15 protein-coding genes and 3 tRNA genes are annotated in these 19,479 nt (G+C 42.2%); 11 read left to right on the forward strand and 7 right to left on the reverse strand.

All coding sequences use genetic code 11. The features are described from left to right. Window positions 1-32: 32 nt before the first annotated feature. Together adhP and exaC are read right to left on the reverse strand one after the other, a co-directional pair. The gene (gene adhP, locus ACTQ9S_RS07760; protein ID WP_203226470.1) at window positions 33-1,061 is read right to left on the reverse strand and encodes an alcohol dehydrogenase AdhP; all 1,029 of its coding nucleotides are present in this window, start codon (window positions 1,059-1,061) and stop codon (window positions 33-35) included. A gap of 98 nt (window positions 1,062-1,159) precedes the next feature. Further along, window positions 1,160-2,686 carry an acetaldehyde dehydrogenase ExaC gene (exaC, locus tag ACTQ9S_RS07765; RefSeq protein ID WP_068036757.1) on the reverse strand — a complete coding sequence of 509 codons (1,527 nt, stop codon included), beginning with the start codon at window positions 2,684-2,686 and terminating at the stop codon, window positions 1,160-1,162. A 454-nt stretch (window positions 2,687-3,140) separates the two neighbouring features. Between exaC and ACTQ9S_RS07770 the strand changes: the two genes are divergently transcribed. The 4 genes from ACTQ9S_RS07770 (at window position 3,141) to ACTQ9S_RS07785 (ending at window position 7,377) form a co-directional block, all read left to right on the forward strand. Continuing rightward, on the forward strand, window positions 3,141-5,054 hold the full coding sequence (locus ACTQ9S_RS07770; protein WP_440454616.1) for an AAA family ATPase: 1,914 nt from the start codon (window positions 3,141-3,143) through the stop codon (window positions 5,052-5,054). 53 nt (window positions 5,055-5,107) lie between these two features. Next, window positions 5,108-6,289 (forward strand): type I glyceraldehyde-3-phosphate dehydrogenase, encoded by a 1,182-nt coding sequence (locus ACTQ9S_RS07775; RefSeq protein WP_440454617.1) that lies wholly within the window; start codon window positions 5,108-5,110, stop codon window positions 6,287-6,289. A gap of 62 nt (window positions 6,290-6,351) precedes the next feature. Continuing rightward, a tRNA-Ser gene (locus tag ACTQ9S_RS07780) sits at window positions 6,352-6,442 on the forward strand. Window positions 6,443-6,624: 182 nt separating this feature from the next. Then, window positions 6,625-7,377, forward strand: coding sequence for an IS5 family transposase (locus tag ACTQ9S_RS07785; RefSeq protein WP_440454618.1), 753 nt, complete (start codon window positions 6,625-6,627; stop codon window positions 7,375-7,377). Window positions 7,378-7,435: 58 nt separating this feature from the next. Here the strand turns inward: ACTQ9S_RS07785 and ACTQ9S_RS07790 are convergent, their stop codons facing one another. The 5 genes from ACTQ9S_RS07790 to ACTQ9S_RS07810 form a co-directional block, all read right to left on the reverse strand. Then, the gene (locus tag ACTQ9S_RS07790; protein WP_440454619.1) at window positions 7,436-8,254 is read right to left on the reverse strand and encodes a hypothetical protein; all 819 of its coding nucleotides are present in this window, start codon (window positions 8,252-8,254) and stop codon (window positions 7,436-7,438) included. Window positions 8,255-8,705: 451 nt separating this feature from the next. Next, window positions 8,706-9,035: a CopG family transcriptional regulator gene (locus ACTQ9S_RS07795; protein ID WP_068036744.1), complete on the reverse strand. Its 330-nt coding sequence runs from the start codon at window positions 9,033-9,035 to the stop codon at window positions 8,706-8,708. A 232-nt stretch (window positions 9,036-9,267) separates the two neighbouring features. Next, window positions 9,268-9,343 (reverse strand) — tRNA-Asn (locus ACTQ9S_RS07800). A 472-nt stretch (window positions 9,344-9,815) separates the two neighbouring features. Then, a tRNA-Asn gene (locus ACTQ9S_RS07805) sits at window positions 9,816-9,891 on the reverse strand. A 288-nt stretch (window positions 9,892-10,179) separates the two neighbouring features. Then, window positions 10,180-11,382 (reverse strand): pyridoxal phosphate-dependent aminotransferase, encoded by a 1,203-nt coding sequence (locus ACTQ9S_RS07810; RefSeq protein WP_440454620.1) that lies wholly within the window; start codon window positions 11,380-11,382, stop codon window positions 10,180-10,182. Window positions 11,383-11,869: 487 nt separating this feature from the next. Between ACTQ9S_RS07810 and ACTQ9S_RS07815 the strand changes: the two genes are divergently transcribed. The 7 genes from ACTQ9S_RS07815 to ACTQ9S_RS07845 all read left to right on the forward strand — a co-directional run bounded on the left by ACTQ9S_RS07815 (window position 11,870) and on the right by ACTQ9S_RS07845 (window position 19,319). Continuing rightward, on the forward strand, window positions 11,870-12,607 hold the full coding sequence (locus ACTQ9S_RS07815; RefSeq protein ID WP_068036739.1) for an SDR family NAD(P)-dependent oxidoreductase: 738 nt from the start codon (window positions 11,870-11,872) through the stop codon (window positions 12,605-12,607). 65 nt (window positions 12,608-12,672) lie between these two features. After that, on the forward strand, window positions 12,673-14,400 hold the full coding sequence (locus ACTQ9S_RS07820) for an NAD(P)/FAD-dependent oxidoreductase (protein ID WP_440454621.1): 1,728 nt from the start codon (window positions 12,673-12,675) through the stop codon (window positions 14,398-14,400). A 33-nt stretch (window positions 14,401-14,433) separates the two neighbouring features. Beyond that, complete coding sequence (locus tag ACTQ9S_RS07825; protein WP_440454622.1) at window positions 14,434-15,405, forward strand: DUF1365 domain-containing protein; 972 nt, start codon at window positions 14,434-14,436, stop codon at window positions 15,403-15,405. Between the two features lie 63 nt (window positions 15,406-15,468). Beyond that, window positions 15,469-16,860 carry a class I SAM-dependent methyltransferase gene (locus ACTQ9S_RS07830; protein ID WP_440454623.1) on the forward strand — a complete coding sequence of 464 codons (1,392 nt, stop codon included), beginning with the start codon at window positions 15,469-15,471 and terminating at the stop codon, window positions 16,858-16,860. A 74-nt stretch (window positions 16,861-16,934) separates the two neighbouring features. Next, window positions 16,935-17,345 carry a DUF2177 family protein gene (locus tag ACTQ9S_RS07835; protein ID WP_440454624.1) on the forward strand — a complete coding sequence of 137 codons (411 nt, stop codon included), beginning with the start codon at window positions 16,935-16,937 and terminating at the stop codon, window positions 17,343-17,345. 157 nt (window positions 17,346-17,502) lie between these two features. After that, window positions 17,503-18,066 carry an acyl-CoA thioesterase gene (locus ACTQ9S_RS07840; RefSeq protein ID WP_068328573.1) on the forward strand — a complete coding sequence of 188 codons (564 nt, stop codon included), beginning with the start codon at window positions 17,503-17,505 and terminating at the stop codon, window positions 18,064-18,066. Window positions 18,067-18,215: 149 nt separating this feature from the next. Next, on the forward strand, window positions 18,216-19,319 hold the full coding sequence (locus tag ACTQ9S_RS07845) for a cation diffusion facilitator family transporter (RefSeq protein ID WP_440454625.1): 1,104 nt from the start codon (window positions 18,216-18,218) through the stop codon (window positions 19,317-19,319). Window positions 19,320-19,479: the final 160 nt, after the last annotated feature.

Genomic DNA, 19,479 nt, shown 5'->3' on the forward strand with positions numbered 1-19,479 from the left:
AAACATCAAAATGTCTCAAAAAATTGAAATGGCTACATGGAGTAGTCAATCACAATGCGACCCTCGATTTTACCTTGGCGCATACGTTCAAGAATATCATTGATATTCTCAAGCGGCTCAGCGGCAACGGTTGCTTTCACTTTGCCTTCTGCTGCCATCTCTAGCGATTCTTGCAAGTCAAGACGTGTACCCACGATTGAACCGCGAATAGTGATACCGTTCAGAACTGTGTCAAAGATAGATACAGGGAAATCACCAGTAGGCAGACCATTACAAACCAAAGTACCACCGCGTCGTAACATAGTTAAGGCTTGATCAAACGCCTTAGAGGATACGGCAGTCACGAGCACTCCATGAGCGCCACCGATCTCTTTTTGTAGATACTCACCAGGGTCGGTGTTTTTGGCATTAACAGTGACGGTCGCACCCAGTTTTTTGGCAAACTCAAGCTTCTCATCATCAATATCCACAGCGGCAACATTCAAGCCCATGGCAATGGCGTACTGTACCGCCATGTGACCAAGTCCGCCGATACCTGAAATGACAACCCAATCGCCTGGCTTGGTGTCGGTCATTTTAAGACCTTTATACACCGTTACACCTGCACATAAAACTGGTGCAATCTCAACAGAGTCAACGCCCTCAGGAATGATGCCCACATAGTTGGCATCTGCTAGAACATATTCTGCAAAACTGCCGTTTACTGAGTAGCCAGAGTTTTTTTGACGTAGACATAAAGTCTCCCAGCCGCCCAAACAATGGGTACAGTGACCACAGGCAGAGTAGAGCCAAGGCACACCGACTCGGTCGCCTTCTTTGACATGATGTACGTTTTCGCCAACGGCGGTTATAAGGCCTACGCCTTCGTGTCCGGGGATAAATGGTGGGCTAGGTTTGACTGGCCAATCTCCTTCAACCGCATGCAAATCGGTATGACAGACACCTGATGCTTGCATTTTTACAACGATTTGACCAGCACCGGGGGTCGGAATGTCCACTTCTTCAATTTGTAAAGGTTGTCCGAACTCATGTAAAACAGCAGCTTTCATTTTATTACTCACGTTGCAACTCCTTATCATCGTTCTTTACTTTAAAATACTCAGCGAGCATTAAGTTCGCACTTTACGGTTTTTGCCATAAAGTGCTTTGAGAGGTAGATTTAAAAGAAGCCCATCGCTTTAGGACTATAAGATACCAGCATGTTTTTGGTTTGTTGATAATGATCTAGCATCATTAGATGGTTTTCACGGCCGATACCAGACTGCTTATAACCGCCAAACGCTGAATGCGCAGGATAGAGGTGATAACAATTCGTCCAAACGCGACCGGCTTTAATGCCACGACCGAAACGATAAGCGCGAGTGCCGTTACGCGTCCATACGCCAGCACCAAGACCGTATAAGGTATCATTGGCGAGCGCCATCGCTTCTTCATCGTCTTTAAAGGTAGTAACGGCAAGCACAGGACCAAAGATTTCTTCTTGGAACACGCGCATATCATTGGTGCCTTCAAAGATGGTTGGTTGTACATAATAACCGTTTGCCATTTCACCATCATGTTTGGCGAGTTCACCACCGACAAGGACTTTCGCGCCTTCTTTTTTACCAATATCGAGATAAGATAGGATTTTTTCTAACTGATCTGAGCTGGCTTGAGCACCGATCATAGTATCAGTATCGAGTGGATTGCCCATTTTGATGGCTTTAACGCGCGCGATACAACGCTTCATAAATTCATCATAGATGCTTTCGTGCACGAGGGCGCGTGATGGGCAAGTACAGACTTCGCCTTGGTTTAGCGCAAACATGACCAAACCTTCAACTGCCTTGTCTAAGAAGTCATCATCTTCATCCATGATATCGGCAAAGAAGATGTTTGGACTTTTTCCACCCAGCTCTAGAGTCACCGGAATGATATTTTCACTGGCATATTGCATAATGAGGCGACCAGTGGTGGTCTCACCAGTAAAGGACACTTTATCAATACGTGGGTTAGAAGCGATTGGTTTACCAGCTTCAACACCAAAGCCGTTAATGACATTCAGTACGCCTTTAGGCAGAATGTCCGCTGCGCCTATTAAGTCAAGCATATACAAAACAGAAGCAGGGGTTTGCTCGGCTGGCTTGAGGACGACACAGTTACCCGCTGCAAGAGCAGGGGCAATTTTCCAGATTGCCATTAGAATGGGGAAGTTCCAAGGAATGATTTGACCGACGACGCCAAGTGGTTCATGAAAATGATAAGCGACTGTATCTTCATCAATTTGGCTGATGCCGCCTTCTTGTGCGCGGATAACGCCAGCAAAGTAACGCAAATGGTCGATGGCGATTGGAATATCAGCGGCGAGGGTTTCACGTACAGGTTTACCGTTTTCATAGCTCTCGGCGATAGCGATTGCCTCTAAATTGGCCTCGATACCGTCGGCAAGTTTGAGCAACATATTAGAGCGTTCAGTAACACTGGTTTTGCCCCACGCATCTTTGGCGGCATGAGCGGCATCTAGCGCAGCTTCGACATCCGCTTCTTTTGAGCGTGCGACTTGGCAGATAGACTTACCATCGATAGGACTTGTATTATCAAAGTATTCACCATCAGCTGGTGCAACCCACTCACCGTTGATAAAATTGTCATATTTTTCGCGGAATTGGACAGGACTGTTTTCAGTATTGGGATAGGCGTATAACATTAACGACTCCTTGTTGTATTGTTTGAGATAGATCACATGAAAGTTTATTTATTATTTTATAAAATGCTATAAAAAATATATACTTACGTGTTTAATAGCCAATCTTCCTGATTAACTACTCACCCTATCGTACTGAGCTTTGACACAGAGTTATAATGACTTTTTATAATGATGTAATCCGTATTGCATAACTTTAAGTTATACAAGATGATTGAGTTAAAGTAGTTCGCAAAGCTGATGCAGCTGTTATAATTGTTGCCAAATACTCTAAGCTGCTACAGTCAAAGCATTTGTACAATTTTAAGGCTCTCATCTTGCTTGATTTATCCAATGTACTATTTGCGCTGGATTGCCTTGTACCAATTTTTAACTGCTTCGACTATCAATGCATAGAGGGCGACTTTGTTCTCTTCTACTTTTTTCTTATTACTATTAACTTAATTGGTTTGGATATATGCGTCAATCTTCTGCTCTTGATATCTTAAAAACAGGTCAAAATGTATTTTTGACAGGCTCAGCAGGTTCAGGTAAGACTTATACTCTCAATCAATATATCAATTATTTGCGTGCGCGCCGTGTGCCAGTCGCTGTCACTGCAAGTACCGGTATCGCGGCCACACACATGAACGGCACAACTATTCATAGCTGGTCGGGCATCGGTATTAAAGATGAGCTAACTGATCGTGATTTAACCAATTTATCACGCAAACAATTTTTAGCGGACAGGTTGAAAGACACTGCTGTTCTAATTATTGATGAGATATCGATGTTGCATTCCAAGCAGCTCAATTTGGTCAGCCAAGTACTTAAGCATGTGCGCAAAAATGACAAGGCATTTGGTGGTATTCAGGTCGTCGTCGCTGGAGACTTTTTTCAGCTACCGCCAATTGGCAGTAAGGGCGAGAGTAATCGTGAGAAGTTCGCCTTTATGTCGGAGGCTTGGCTCGATGCCAAGTTTCATATTTGCTATCTGTCTGAGCAACATCGGCAGGTAAGCGAGGCGGCTAATGGCGGTCTTGATTTAGACGATATTCTTAACCAAATCCGTCGTCAAGAAGTCACTTTTGAAGCGATTGCTGCCTTAGAAGCCACCTATGATCAAAACGTCGATATCAAGCGTACACGTCTGTACACGCACAATCTCAACGTTAACAAAATTAATGATAAAGAGCTGGCCGCGTTAGATGGGGAGATGATGCATTTTGAGTCCACGGTGACTGGCGATAGTAAACTGGTTGAGACACTCAAAAAGACGGTGCGTACTCAAGATGAGCTCATTCTCAAAGTTGGCGCAAAAGTGATGTTTATCAAAAACAACACCGAGCTTGGCGTCTCTAATGGCACGATGGGTGAATTGATAGGCTTTGCAGCAGTCAAAGTCGATGATGGCAAAGACAATAGTGACCTTTTAATTGAAGAAGATGTCAGTACGGACAGTGATACAGATACTGCTAAAAACAAAAGCAAAGATAAAGAGAAGCCCAAAGCTAAAAAGCCAACGACGCAGAAAATGCCAGTGGTTAGGCTTAATTCAGGACGTGAAGTCATCGCTGAGCCTGAAGAGTGGATAATTGAAGATGAGACTGGAGACGTGCTAGCAAGTTATTTGCAAGTACCACTATGCTTAGCTTGGGCGATTACCATTCATAAGTCGCAAGGAATGACCCTTGATGCTGCGGAAATTGACTTGTCACGTACTTTTGAGCTGGGACAAGGTTATGTGGCGTTATCACGGCTTAAGTCGCTGGCAGGTTTGCAGCTGCTAGGTATGAATGATATGAGCTTGCAACTTGATCCACTGGCACGCGGGGCCGACAAACGCTTTTTGGTGCTGTCCGATGAAGCTGATGCCAACTATGCAATGCTTGATGAAGAAAGCATGAAGCAGGCGCATGAGAAGTTTGTTTTGAAAGCAGGCGGTACACTGAGTCAATCAGTCATTGACGCTTATACAAGTCTGCAAAAAAAGCGCCGTGAGCAACAACAGGCGCAACAAGACAAGAAACAAAAATTAGGCAATCAAGTCTCTGATAAATCAGATAGTACGCTGCTAGCGACGCGGCTGCTCTTAGAAGAAAGCTTATCCATCGCTGATATCGCGCAGACGCGTGAGCTTGCGCAGTCAACGATTATGCGCCACATTAGTGATCTTAAACGCCAAGACCCAAGCCTTGCCTGTGATCATCTGCGTCCTGACGACGAAGTAATGATGGCAGTAGGTAATGCCTATGTGGCGATTAAAGTCGCCAATAATCCGAATGATTTTAACGATAATGGTAGTGTGAAAATCAAGCCTATTTACGAGAGTCTTAAACAAAGTGTCGATTACAATACTATTCGTTTGGCGCTGATTTTTATTACACCGTAGGCTTGCAATCTTGCTCCCTATATTATCCCCTACTTTTATAGCGATACCTTGTTATGCCTGATTTTTCTAGTGCCAACTATCGACTCACGTCAGATCCTGCAGTAGCAGCGGCGTTTCATGCTACCAGCGAGCACACGCAGCCACTAAGAGTCGCTATTAATGGTTTTGGACGTATAGGGCGTAATGTACTGCGCGCACTGCTAGAGCGTTTTGAGGTGCTTGGACGAGCGATTCATGTAGTGGCTATTAACGACTTGGCATCCCCCGATATTTTATTGCACCTATTAAAGTTTGATAGCACTCATGGTCGATTGAGCCGTCTTGGCGTTAGTGCGGACATAGTAGAAGGCTTGGCCGACGAATATAGCGAAACTCAGCTATGCTTAACTAAAAATAATCATACCTACTGTATACGCATGCTCTCAGAGCCAGATCCTAAGCAGCTACCATGGCAGACGCTTGGAATCGATGTGGTCTTAGAGTGTACGGGACATTTTCGCTCTTATGAGCAAGCACATCTGCATATCGAAGCTGGGGCACAACAAGTTATTATTGGAGCTGCGCCCTTTAATGATGTCGACGCTTGTATTGTCATGGGCGTAAATACTGAGTTGCTAACGTGCAAGCTACCGATTATTTCTAGCGTCTCTTGTACTACGCAGGCATTAGTACCGCTGATTGATACGCTCGATAAGGCATTTGGTGTAGAGTCGGCGATGATGACTGAGATACATTCGGTCACCGCTGATCAGACAGTACTTGATCAGGCTCACCGAGACCCAAGACGAGCGCGTGCTTCTGGCTATAATATTATTCCTACGACTTCCAGTAGTATCGCAGCCACGGAACGCGTGTTGCCAGCAATGGTAGGGAAGATTAATGGTCATTCTATTCGAGTACCAACCATTGATGTTGCAGCGATTGATGTGACCTTTGTATTTAATGCGCCAGATGTTAGCGTGGATAACATGCGAGAAGTGCTCAAATCTGCCAGCCAAGCGCATTTGCTCGATATTATGGCCTATACCGATGAACCTCTAGTATCAAGTGACTTTATTCATCAGCCTGAGTCACTCATCATTGATGGTCAGCAGCTTATGCAAATAGGTAATCAATATAAGGTTTTTGCTTGGTATGATAATGAGTGGGGCTATGCGAATAGGCTTCTTGATATGTGTTTGCACCTAGCTTCTAGTAAGCAAGAAATAAGTAAAAAACGTCCAGCGGTAAAATAATTCAAGTTTTTTTAAATATGCGCTTGCATTCTCATTTCATATCGCTATAATGATGCACAAATGGAGACGTGGCAGAGCGGTTGAATGCACCGGTCTTGAAAACCGACAAGGGTTCATAGCCCTTCGAGAGTTCGAATCTCTCCGTCTCCGCCAAATTCAAAAAGCCCCAATCAGTTATTGATTGGGGCTTTTTTTATGGCTATTTTTTATAGAATTATAAGCCAAATAACTTACAGTATATCTAGGGTCTGTTGAACATTGGGAATAAATTGATGGCAAAAAAAATAGCGAAGCAGTAATCTTTAAGTTCTCACACAAAAAAGATACCGTTCGCTATGCCTCGGACAATGCTCACGAATGAGAACTGGACAAGACTAAGATTTATACTACTAGAACTTAACATCTATGACAAAGGAAATCTTAGACTAACCGTTGAAGGCGTCCTTTATCGGATGCGTGTTGGTTGTCCTTGGCGTGATCTGCCAGCTTACTTTGGCAAGCCCAACACCGTCTATAAGGCATATCAGCGTTGGTTTCGCAGCAATAAGTTGATTCAACTGTTTGCTTTATTAATCAAAGACTCAGACCTTGAATGGGTGTTTATAGACGGTACTCATATAAAAGCGCATCAGCACAGTAGTGGTGCTAATGAGACTGCGCAAGCTATTAGTAAAAGTGTGGCAGGTCGCGCTACTAAGATTCACTTAGCAGTGGATGCTCACGGTAACCCGATCAGTTTTATCGTATCAGATGGTACGACTCACGATGTTAAGGTAGCACCAGATTTAGTTGATAATATCGATCTGAGTGATACAGATATTCTATGTGCTGATAAAGGCTATGACTCTGATGCGCTGCGAGAACATATTAAACGAGCAGGAAGCTTTGATAATATTCCTAGAAAGCAGAATACAAAATTGGATAATAACCATATGGACTGGGACTTGTACAAAGTTCGCCACTTAGTTGAAAATGCATTCGCTCACTTAAAACGGTTCCGAGCAATAGCCACTAGATACGACAAGCTTAAACAAAGCTATGAGAATACAGTGGCGCTAGCTTGTGCCTTTATCTGGCTTAAATTATGAATGTTCAACACGCCCTAGCAGTAAAACATTTAATTAGCCTTAATATGAATTAAACAGTCTACTTCGCAAGCGCGTTTACAAACTTAATATTCTGTCCATCCGTCAGAGTTAGCGTACCTTCATTAATTTCTATTGTCACATCTTGTGCATTTCTAATCGCACGCATGACATTGATATCCTCAATACTACTCTCAATGATTATTTTGCCAGATTGCTCCGGCTCGATTGGCGATTTGAACTGCGTTAACGGCACATTAAATTTTTTGCCTTTTGTCAGCTTTGCGTCTTTCATTAGCAGTGTTCCTTGAAAGCTCTTAATAGCCACTGTGCCATGATTAGACAGCATAAACTGTAGCTTCACCTGATTTAAGCTATCGCTATCGCTGGTCTTGACTGGTAGTAGGGCGACAGGATAAGTTAAGGCATGAATAGCGCCTTTCTGTTGATTTATAACAACAGGGCTTTTTTTACCAGTTGGATTGTTAGGATGCAGGCGCTCGTACTCGCGTTGTTGTACTAGCGCTTGCTTAATCGTTATGCGTGGCATCGCTCCAGACTCGTAGGCACCGCTAAGCTTCATTCGTAGCATGTAGCGGCTAAGCAGCTGTCTATCACCCTCAGGTAGCTGCTCAAAGGTATCTCCTAGCTTTGTCTGCCATTGATCAGAGTTAGTTGGTATGGTCTGCTTACTGGGATCAGTCTGCGGCTTTGAGCAGCCACTTACTAAAGGTAATGCTCCTAGGCACAAGACAATCAATGCAGTTGTGCTCATGCGCTGGTAAGAGTATTGAGCACGAATTTTATGCGAGGTATTAGAGCGATATGCCACAGCGTGCGTATTCGCTACCAATCGTTTCTTTAAGAAATTCACCATCATCTACCTCCTTGTTGTTTTCTAATAGACTCTCTAATTATTATATAGTGGCAAGGTTAAATCTATTTTGCCTATCAGGACTAAATCGACCTTACTGCAAATCACCTCAATTGCAATATACCGTATTTTGATGAATAGTATTATGAGTCATCGTTGGCTGTTATGTTAAATTATGCTTAACATTAGAGTTTCATCTGATAGAAAGAGAAGCTTTGTATAATAGAAAAGAAGGATTTATACGATTAACAATAGAGTAGAGATAGACTAGGGATAAAGAATAGTTGCGAAAAGTAGTAAGGTAAATAATAAAGTAGGTTGTTGAAAATAAGGTACGCAAGATACAACCATAAAAAAAGCTAGCAGATAAGTGCGTTTAGGCAACTTAGCTGCTAGCTTTTTTTATCTATCTCTTAGAACATTAGTACCAATAACTAATCCAGTACGTAGGCCAGATCTAGTCGTTATTTTGTAATTCAGTCAACGGATGCGTGATGTTATTATTGTGAGTGACCACAATTGCTTCATCAATGATACGTTGGCTGACACCGCGCTTACGCAAGGTCTCAATAAAAACTTCATCATGTGCTAAGGTATAGTCTTGATGATCACGGTCAAGCCCTTGGCGAATGTACAAGCGAATCAGCCCTTGAATGCGTTTAAATCCAAGCTCCGATGAAGTTGCCTCTAGCAGCTCAATCATCTCCTCAGAGAGGCGAATACTGATCGGGCGCATGATTTTTTGCGGATGATCAGAGAACTTATTTTTTATGCGTACAGGTATCATAATAAACCATTACTTTTAGTGACTAAAAACAAAGAACAAGAATAATAGTAGCTATTCATCTGCAATTGACGCTCACAGTAGTTACTTATAAATATTTTAGATAGCCGTTATAGATCAACAGTTATCAATACTACTTACCATACAACAAAACCACTGCAAAGAACACTACAGAGGCAAAAACAATAACCATAAAAAAGCCTTCATCAATAGTAGATGAAGGCTTTTCAATATATGGCTCCCCAACCTGGGCTCGAACCAGGGACACACGGATTAACAGTCCGTTGCTCTACCAACTGAGCTATTGGGGAATAAGCTGTGATAACGGCAAACCTGCTGAACGTGTCTGACATAGCAAGCACTAAGCTCGTTTGCGTTATGTGGGGCACATTTTAGCCAAGTAGCTGTAGCCTGTCAACCAAATAAATCACTAATCATCAGTTATTGATGATAATTTTTGATTTAACGATGTTTAGTACTAATTGTGCTGCATATTTGACCATTATTTGTCGTTTTTTCAAGCTATTTTGGTTGGAAGTAAGAGTTTGATTTAAGCAAAGACAGATAAGATGGTTAATGCAGGTGAAAACTTGAGTAATAGCCAAGCTGCGATTGTTTTTGATTAAGTTTTTTCTAGTCAAATTATTTAGGGCTAACTATCTAAGGTTAATCGTAGAGTTGCGCATATAGCACCCATAAAAAAACCCTCATCAAATCGACGAGGGTTTTGGCAAATGCCATAATTGAATTAATAATAATTCAAAGTAGTTTACTACTAAAATTTGGCTCTCCAACCTGGGCTCGAACCAGGGACACACGGATTAACAGTCCGTTGCTCTACCAACTGAGCTATTGGAGAATAAGCTGTAAGTGTTTAACTTCTTACAACGAGACTTAGAAGGCTCTAACGAGTTCTTGCTAAGTGGGGCGTATTCTAGCAAAAATAAAAGATACGTCAAGCTTTTTTTGCATTTTCTACAAAAATTATATTTTTCTGTGCTTACAAATCCCGTTATAAGCGTATTTTTGAAGTTGAAAAATTTAAGAAATACATGAAAAAAGACACCTACGATAGATATCATAGACGTCTTTTTTAGTTTAAAACTTACTATTAAGTCAGCTGTTTTAAACGAGTTTCTACTAAAACTTACTCAGTAACATCAAGGTCTGCAACCGCTTTTTCAATACGTGATAGGGCATCTTTTAAAGTAGCTTCATCAGTGGCATATGAGATACGCATGTAGCCACCAAGACCAAATGCATCACCAGGGACGACTGCTACACCGACTTTCTCCAATAACCATTCTGAGAATTCAGTACAAGACGAGAGACCAGCCGCTTTAATCAATGGCACGATATTAGGATAGACATAGAATGCGCCATCAGGACGTAGACAAGTGATGCCTTTAATCGCATTTAAGCCATCGACGACGAGGTTACAACGCTGCTCGAAAGCTTCGACCATAGGCGTCAATACGCTTTGGTCACCGCTGATAGCCGCTTCGGCAGCGACTTGACTGATCGATGCTGGGCATGAGGTTGATTGTGATTGCACTTTTTTCATTGCGCCGATTAATTTAGCAGGGCCACCTGCATAACCAATACGCCAACCAGTCATCGCATACGCTTTTGATACGCCATTTAAAATAATCGCACGCTCTTTTAGCTCAGGTGCGGCATTTAAGATGTTGTAGAACTTATCACCTGTCCAGCGAATATGCTCGTACATATCATCAGAAGCCACATAAACTTGTGGATGCTTTTTGAGCACTTCAGCGATGGCTTTTAGTTCATCTAAGGTATAAATCATGCCTGTTGGGTTAGATGGACTATTCAGCACCAACAATTTGGTTTTGTCAGTAATGGCCGCTTCTAACTGTTCGGCAGTGATTTTAAAGTCTTGCTCAGCTGGACACTTCACGATGACTGGCACACCTTCAGCGATGATAACCATGTCAGGATAGCTGACCCAGTACGGTGCTGGAATGATGACTTCATCACCTGGATTGATAAAAGCTTGCGCAAGGTTAAAGAATGACTGCTTGCCACCGACCGATACCAAAATCTCATTAGGCTCATAGCTGAGGTCATTATCACGCTTGAACTTCTCAATAATGGCTTTTTTAAGCTCTGGGGTGCCATCGACAGCGGTGTACTTAGTAAAACCTTCGTTAATCGCTTGAATTGCTGCTTGTTTTACGTGTTCTGGGGTATCAAAGTCAGGCTCGCCTGCGCCCAAACCAATGATGTCTTTACCAGACGCTTTTAGCTCTTTGGCTTTATTAGTAATAGCTAGGGTAGGTGATGGTTTAATGTTGTTGACGCGGTCAGACAGTTGCAATTCGCTCATGAGAGCTCCTTTTTAGCGGGGAGTAAAAGTTGGGTAATCAAGGCTAATTATATAGCGTTATTAGTTATCGTTAGTACGGGGTAAAAACTGGAAGGCTGGGTTGAATATAAATCCATGAAGGCCTTTATATTAACTTTAATAAGTTCATTCTTGGCATTGTAGCATGCTGATATTGCGCTGTCTTAATTGGCAATAGGGCATTGCTGTGGCTAGTGTAAGAAAGAAAGTTGGTTCTAAACAACAACATTTATAAGAAACATCTTGCGAAGTTACAACAGTAATTATCAGTCCTTATACTATAATTATTTAACTGCCTATTATTTAGTTTTATTAAATGAATTAGAAGTTTCGATAAGATTATTGCTAACAGAGATACCTAGTATTATCTCTTAACATATTCATATTTTTGAATTTATAAAAATTTCGGTATTTAACAAGCTACTTCAAAGAACTACTGAAAAAAGACCACTCAAAAAAGGATCTTACGATGACGGACTCTCCTAGAAAACTACATATTCTAATCACTGGTGCAACCTCTGGTATTGGCTATCAATTGGCAAAGGACTACTTACAAGATGGTCATGAAGTGTACGCGGTTGGGCGTGATGACAAGGCATTAGCAGAGCTAAAAGACCTAGGCGCAACACCGATTGATTTAGATCTGATGGATCGCGAGAAGGTCATCGAGGCCTTTGACAAAGTAAATCAAATTGATTTAGCGATTTGTGGCGCAGGTATGTGTGAATATTTAGATATGCCTAATTTTGATAGTAGCGTCTTTATGAAAGTCATGTCGGTCAATATGGGTACGCTATCACATGCTATCGAAGGCGTGTTGCCCAAACTCATTGCCTCAAAAGGACGTTTAGTCGGCCTTGGTTCTGCTTCGGCTTATGTACCATTTGCCCGTGCAGAAGCTTACGGTAGCTCGAAAGCTGCGATTCATTACTTAATGAAAACCTTGCAAATTAGCCTAGCACCGCACCATGTCGATGTTAGTTTAGTGGTACCAGGTTTTGTAAAAACGCCAATGACGCAGCAAAATGACTTTCCAATGCCGTTTATACAGACGCCTGAGCAAGCGAGTTTTGCTATTCGTCAAGGTATCAAAGATGGCGATGAGGTCATTGAATTTCCCAGAAGACTAACGCTATCGTTAAAGACGTTAGGCGCATTGCCGGATACGGTATGGCAGCAAGTCAGTGAAAAAATGAATAAAAAATAGTGAGCTAAGCGACTCATTATCAAGCTAAGTAATGTCTTATTAAATAGAACACCAAGGAAAGTTTTATGCCATTTTTTCGCCGTCAGCGTGCATCTGATCAACCAAAAACTGTAAAGCAACAACCAGTACAAGCTAATCAGACAGTCAATGATCAAGCAGTCAATGATCAAGCAACAAAAAGTGTCGCTATTATCGGTTCTGGGGTAGCAGGGTTAACTTGTGCCTATTATTTGGCAAAGCTCCATGAAGTAACAGTGTTTGAGACCAGCGATTATATTGGCGGGCATGTAAATACGATTGATGTGACATTGCAATATGGCAAAAAGTCAAAAGAAAATAAAGTGGAGAATAGTGCAATAGATACGGGTTTTATTGTCTTTAACGAGCGTACTTACCCTAATTTTTTTCGTTTATTGCATGACTTGCAAGTACCGTTTCAAGCAACGGATATGAGCTTTTCAGTGAAGAATACCGCTCGCAACTTTGAATATAACGGTCATACGCTTAACACCTTATTATCGCAGCGCAAAAATGTCCTTAATCCTAAGTTTTGGGCGTTTATGACTGATATTTTGCAGTTCAATAAACATATCCGTCAATTGCGTCAAGACTATGAGACAGCGCGCGCACAAGGGCAGGATGTTAGGGGTTTTACTGAGCAAACCCTAGGTAGCTATCTGACGAGTAAGCGTTATGGCGCTTTGTTTACCGATAACTATCTATTGCCGATGGTCTCAGCAATCTGGTCAACCAGTCTAGAAAAAGTACAAGATACGCCATTAGTATTCTTCGCCCAGTTTTTTGATAACCATGGCTTGCTCGATGTGGTTAATCGTCCGCAATGGTTCACTATCAAAGGTGGCTCTAAGCAGTATGTTAATAAGTTAGTGACGCGTTTCGTTAAAACCGGCGGTACTGTGCGAGTCAATAGTCCGGTGCAATCGGTCACTCGGCATGACAATAAAGTGACGTTAACCGTCATCGATAAAAGTGCTAATAGCGATGCGCAACAGCTAACCTTTGATGACGTTATCTTTGCTTGTCATGCAGATACGGCGCTAAAATTACTGAAAGATGCCAGTCCTGATGAGAGTGAAGTACTGGGACAATTTCAGTTTACTAATAATACGGCGGTGCTGCATACCGATACCGAAGTATTGCCAAAGAAATCACTAGCATGGGCCAGTTGGAATTACTTGATTGACAGTAAAGATAAAGCTCAGGATAAGACTGGTGAACGCGAACAACAAGCATCTGCGAAGCCAGTATTGACTTATCATATGAATATCTTGCAGCGTTTGACCAAGCAGCATAATTATCTAGTCACGCTAAATAAAGATATTGATCCAGCGCAGGTCATTAAAAGTATTGACTATAACCATCCCGTATTCGACAACGAGATGATTGCTGCACAAGCTCAGTGGTCGCGCATATCGGGTAGTGGTCTACATACGCATTTTTGCGGAGCATATTGGTTCAATGGCTTTCATGAAGATGGCGTACGTAGTGGCCTGCGTGTCTGTCAGGCATTGGGTAGTACGATTGATATTAAAGATGAAGTCGATCCAAATCACCTACCCCATAGTGATAGCACACACACGCCATTTCGTTATAGAGACTTGCCAGTAAAGGCAGATAAGCAAGCACGCAAACTCAAAAAATGTCACGTAATGACGGCTACTACCAATCAAGAATTGGTGGACTATGTTGCAACTTTACAACCAGCTGCACAAGCATTCAATAATAAGAAAAAACGAGGCTTATTCGGCCGTCGCAAAGCTAAAAATGCATAGCAGTGCAATAATATCATTATATAAGAGCACATTATGACTACCTCAGCCCATCCGTCTGACACCATGCCAATTCATGAGTTACCACAAGTCTCTAATATGTTGCTGCATCAGTTGTTTCAAGGGACAACGTGGCATAGTCGGTTGCTACCAAGCGTGCACAAATTTGCTTATCCGTATCGTTATTGGGGTGTCAATATCAGTGCGCTAGCAGCGGGAGAGTTATTACCGGAAGTGAGCACATTAGCCTTAGCCAAATCAATGTTAAATAAGCGTATCGGTATAAAAGGCTTACTGCTATTTTCAGCGAAAAAAAAAGCATTGCAGCAGTTCTGTGCAGATGATTATTTACATCCAAGTGTAGATGACGATGATGCTGATAACGACAAGAAGAATGGTTTAAATAGTGCTGAAACTCTCGAACAGCGCTTAAAAAAAGCGTTTATTAAGTATGCAGGTAGTGCTCCGGCAGGTGAAATGATGGGCATGGTAGTCTGCCGCAATGTTGGACTATATTTTAGCCCAGTCAATTTTTACTTGGGTTTTGATAAGGAGCAAATACCTACGCATCTGCTCGCAGAGGTTTCCAACACACCATGGGACAAACGTCACTATTATGGGTTTTTATTAGACGGTACTGACACCGAGTTTTGCCACGATAAAGACTTTCATGTTTCACCATTTAACCCGATAGATCAGCTGTATCGCTGGCAGGTAAAGGTAAAAAAACAGTCAGATAATTGCTTGCAAGTTCGCATCGCTATCAACATAAGTGACGCGCGTGGTGAAGTATTAAAAACAGGGGTCAAGATGTCCGGTATACCGATGACACAGACGACAATTCGTGACAGTCTGCGGAAAAATCCGTTAATGAATTTTACGTCGCTGACACGTATTTATTGGCATGCTTTCAAGCTCTACGCTATTAAAAAGGTTCCTTATATCAATTACGATGAAAAGCTGGCTGATAGTCAGCAGCACGTCAAAGATTCTACAGATATCTCTTAGTAAAAGTGACCGTCAATCCTAACAAAAAATTTCCGCTTTAAAATATAAAAGGATAATAGCACGATGCCAGCAAGCCCAACCGACCGTACACCTACATCAAAAATAGATAAAATCACTGCGCGTTTGAGTCAAACAATTAATGATAGTGTGGTCTTAAAGCCAGTTAATAAAAGTGTAAATTACTTGACTAGAAAGGCAATATTCCGTGCGCTTAGCTACCTTCAATTCGGTAGCATCACTTTAATAGAGGATTTTGACGAGCGAGCACTGAAGACAAACAGCTTCGGTAGCAAGCAGTCCAGCGCAATAAGCAGCTCAGCAGTGGGTCGTCACTCATTAGACGTTACTCTGACAATTCATGACAGTAATGTCTATCGTCGATTATTATTTGGCGGCTCTATTGCACTTGCCGATAGCTATATTGAGGGTGAGTGGGATACTGATGATTTGACTGGTTTAATACGGCTGGCTGCACGCAATTTAGCAGTGCTGAACAGTTTGGAAAATCGCTTTGCAAGTCTAAGTAAAACCTTAGAGAAAGCCAAGCATCAACTGCGCGGTAACGATCAGGCTGGCTCCAAATCTAATATTCTAGCGCATTATGATTTGGGTAATGCCATGTACGAGCGCTTTTTAGACCCGACTATGATGTACTCATCAGCGGTATACATGACACCTGATACAACGCTTGCAGAGGCACAGCAGCATAAGCTGGCACTGATCTGTCAGCGCTTGCAATTGACGGCTGATGATCATGTCATTGAAATCGGCACAGGCTGGGGCGGTTTTGCGATTTACGCGGCCAAACATTATGGCTGTCAGGTAACGACGACGACCATCTCTGACGCTCAGTATCAGGAGGCGCATCGCCGAGTCGAGGCGGCAGGACTGTCTGATAAGATTACTCTGCTTAAACAAGATTATCGTGAGCTGACAGGGAATTACGACAAGCTAGTAAGTATTGAGATGATAGAGGCAGTTGGTCATGAATATCTGCCAACGTTCTTTGCTAAATGTAATAGCTTACTCAAGCCTACAGGACTGATGGTGCTACAAGCCATCACCTTTAATGATCAAGATTATGAAGATTATCTAGAATCGGTCGACTTTATCCAGACACATATTTTCCCTGGTGGTTGTTTGCTATCCAACCAAGAGCTAAATACTCAATTTACCGAACAGACAGATATGGTCATTAAGCAATTGCATGATTATGGCTTTGATTATGCTTATACATTGCGCGATTGGCGTACGGCTTTTATGGCGCAGTGTGAAGAGATTAAAGCACTCGGTTACGACGAGGCATTTATCCGTTTGTGGGAGTTTTATTTCTGCTACTGTGAAGGCGGCTTTTTGGAGCGTACGATTGGAGTAGTACAGGTAACAGCAGTTAAGCCGGACAATATCGATTCGCTGCATTTTTCTGATTCGCCAGCAGCCCTGGTGTCAGCTTAGGTATAATTAGCGTAATAATAAGCAATGCTGCAAGCGTGTCTCATGCTTAGTTACCATTATAAAAGGATATTATCATGGGTTATGTATTTATCTACCTTGCTGCGGTTGTCATATTTTTAGGTATCGACGCGGTCTGGCTTAAGACTATGACAGGCTTATTCTATGAAAAGCGTATCGGACACTTACTCGCTGATGATCCAAATATGGTCGCGGCTGGCGTGTTTTACATGTTTTATCTATTAGCTCTCTGCATATTGATTCTTTACCCGCAAATTAAAGCAGGTGCTTCGATCGGTCATATTTTTTTACTGGGCGGGTTAATAGGACTAATGGCTTACGGTACTTATGACTTTACCAATCTTGCGTTATATAAAGGCTTTACGTTAGATACTGCCTTAGTGGACTTCGTATGGGGCGGGTTATTAACAGGTTCTGTCAGTGCTATTGTGGCATGGCTGGCTTATCGTTTTCACTGGCTGAGCTAGTTAAATTGACAGTGATGAGTAGCTCGAAATATTGATTAACCGCTGATGCTGACCGACCGGACACTATCATAAAGCTGTCATAAAACAGCTGGTTTGCGTTACACTATTGCCAATTATGCACGCCACCTTTAACTGATAATAGCGAACTGGGAAAACTATGCCACAATTAAACACCACTTCAACGGCCAAAAAAGCCCCATTAAACCATGAGCTCTATATGTCGGTGCTAATGACGCCTGATATGGCAAACTTCATTGGTAATGTACATGGTGGTGATTTGCTTAAAATGCTTGATCAGGTCGCTTATGCTTGTGCCAGTCGTTATAGCGGTAGTTATGTGGTGACGCTGTCCGTCGATCAAGTGATGTTCCGTGAGCCCATTTATGTTGGTGAGCTGGTCACCTTTGCCGCGAGTGTCAATTACGTGGGCACAACTTCTATGGAAATTGGTATTCGCGTTGAAGCAGAAGATGTGCGCGCGCGTACCATTCGCCATACCAATAGCTGCTATTTCACCATGGTAGCTATCGATGATAATGGTAAGCCGACACCTATTCCGCCGCTTGATATTAAAAATGCCATGCAGCAATGTCGCTTTGATGCAGGTTTGGAGCGTAAAAATCTGCGCATGAATAGCTCACAACGTCCTAGCTGTGATATCGATGAAATGATTGGAAATTCAGCTAGTGCCACTAATGATAATGCTAAAAAAAGCGACTGATTACTTTATCTTAGACTAGGCCATATCTCAGACTGGGCTGGCTTTTATTTTAAATAGCAAAGTATCTGTTGTTCTAAACAGCAAGGTAACTGCCGTAAACCATATAGTAAATATAGTGATTAAACATTCATTATTTTATTGAGACTATTATGAGTTTGAAGCCCTCGAAAACCAATCTACATGGCCATATTAATAGCCAGTCAGCGCCGCGCAGTCATCGTGCTCGCGGTGCTGGTAATCCCACTGAAGAGTCCAATTCTAGTTCTGCTCCTGATAAGGCCTCTAACTTTGCATCTAATAACGACGATCAACATTCTGGGTCATTAGTTACGGTACTGATTGCAGTCGGGGCAAACCTTATCATTGCTATTGCAAAAACAGTGGCTGCATTTATGACTGGCTCTGCCTCTATGATAGCGGAGTCAGCGCACTCTTGGGCAGATGCGGGTAACGGCACCTTATTAATTGTCGCAGAAAAAAAGGCGATTAAACCTGCTGATGAAAGCCATCCGCTAGGCTACGGTAAAGAGTCCTATGTGTGGTCAATGATTGCCGCTTTTGGCGTCTTTATGGCAGGTTCCATCGTTTCTATTTATACAGGCATCACCGAATGGAATGCTGCTGAGAGTGAAACTAACTACACTATCGGCTTTATCGTATTAGCGGTAGCTTTTGTACTTGAAGGTTTTTCGTTAATACAAGCTTACTTACAAAGCAAAAAACATGGCAAAGCGATTAATGTTAGCGCCATTGGTTATGTTGTTAGTACTTCAAACCCAACTTTACGTGGTGTATTCTTTGAAGATTTGGCAGCTGTTATTGGCTTGGTTATCGCTGCTGCGGCAATGGGTATGCATGCTTATACTGGGCAGCCGTTTTGGGATGCACTTGGCTCCATCATTGTTGGCCTACTATTAGGAGTAGTAGCCATCTTTCTAATCAGCCGTAATCGTGATTTTTTAGTCGGATATAAAGTAACAGATAGCATACACAATTATGCGTTAGTCGAGCTGCTCAATCATCCTGATATCGATAGTGTCTCGTATCTGCATTTAGAGTGGGTCGGACCCAAAAAGATATTTATGGTAGCGGCAGTAGATATTGCCGGCAATCAAAAAGAAGAAAAAATCGCACAAAAATTCGAAGATATTGAAAACCAGTTCCGTGCAGATCCGTTATTTCAAGAGGCTATTCTGACACTCTCCGTGCCCAATGCCGAAATTTTGAGTCTAGAAAGTAGTGAGGCTGTCTGATATTTCTGTCAAACTGGTAGATAGCAATTATCAAAGCTGACATTCTAGTAACTTTTAAAACGCTGAATAAGTATTACTGAGTGAGTATTTAAGTTTTAAACGACAGGCAAAAAAAGGTCACCAATTACGGTGACCTTTTTGCATTCATATTCAGTTTTAT

Source organism: Psychrobacter sp. ASPA161_9 (assembly GCF_051970275.1).
In the GTDB taxonomy this organism is placed as follows: Bacteria; Pseudomonadota; Gammaproteobacteria; order Pseudomonadales; family Moraxellaceae; genus Psychrobacter.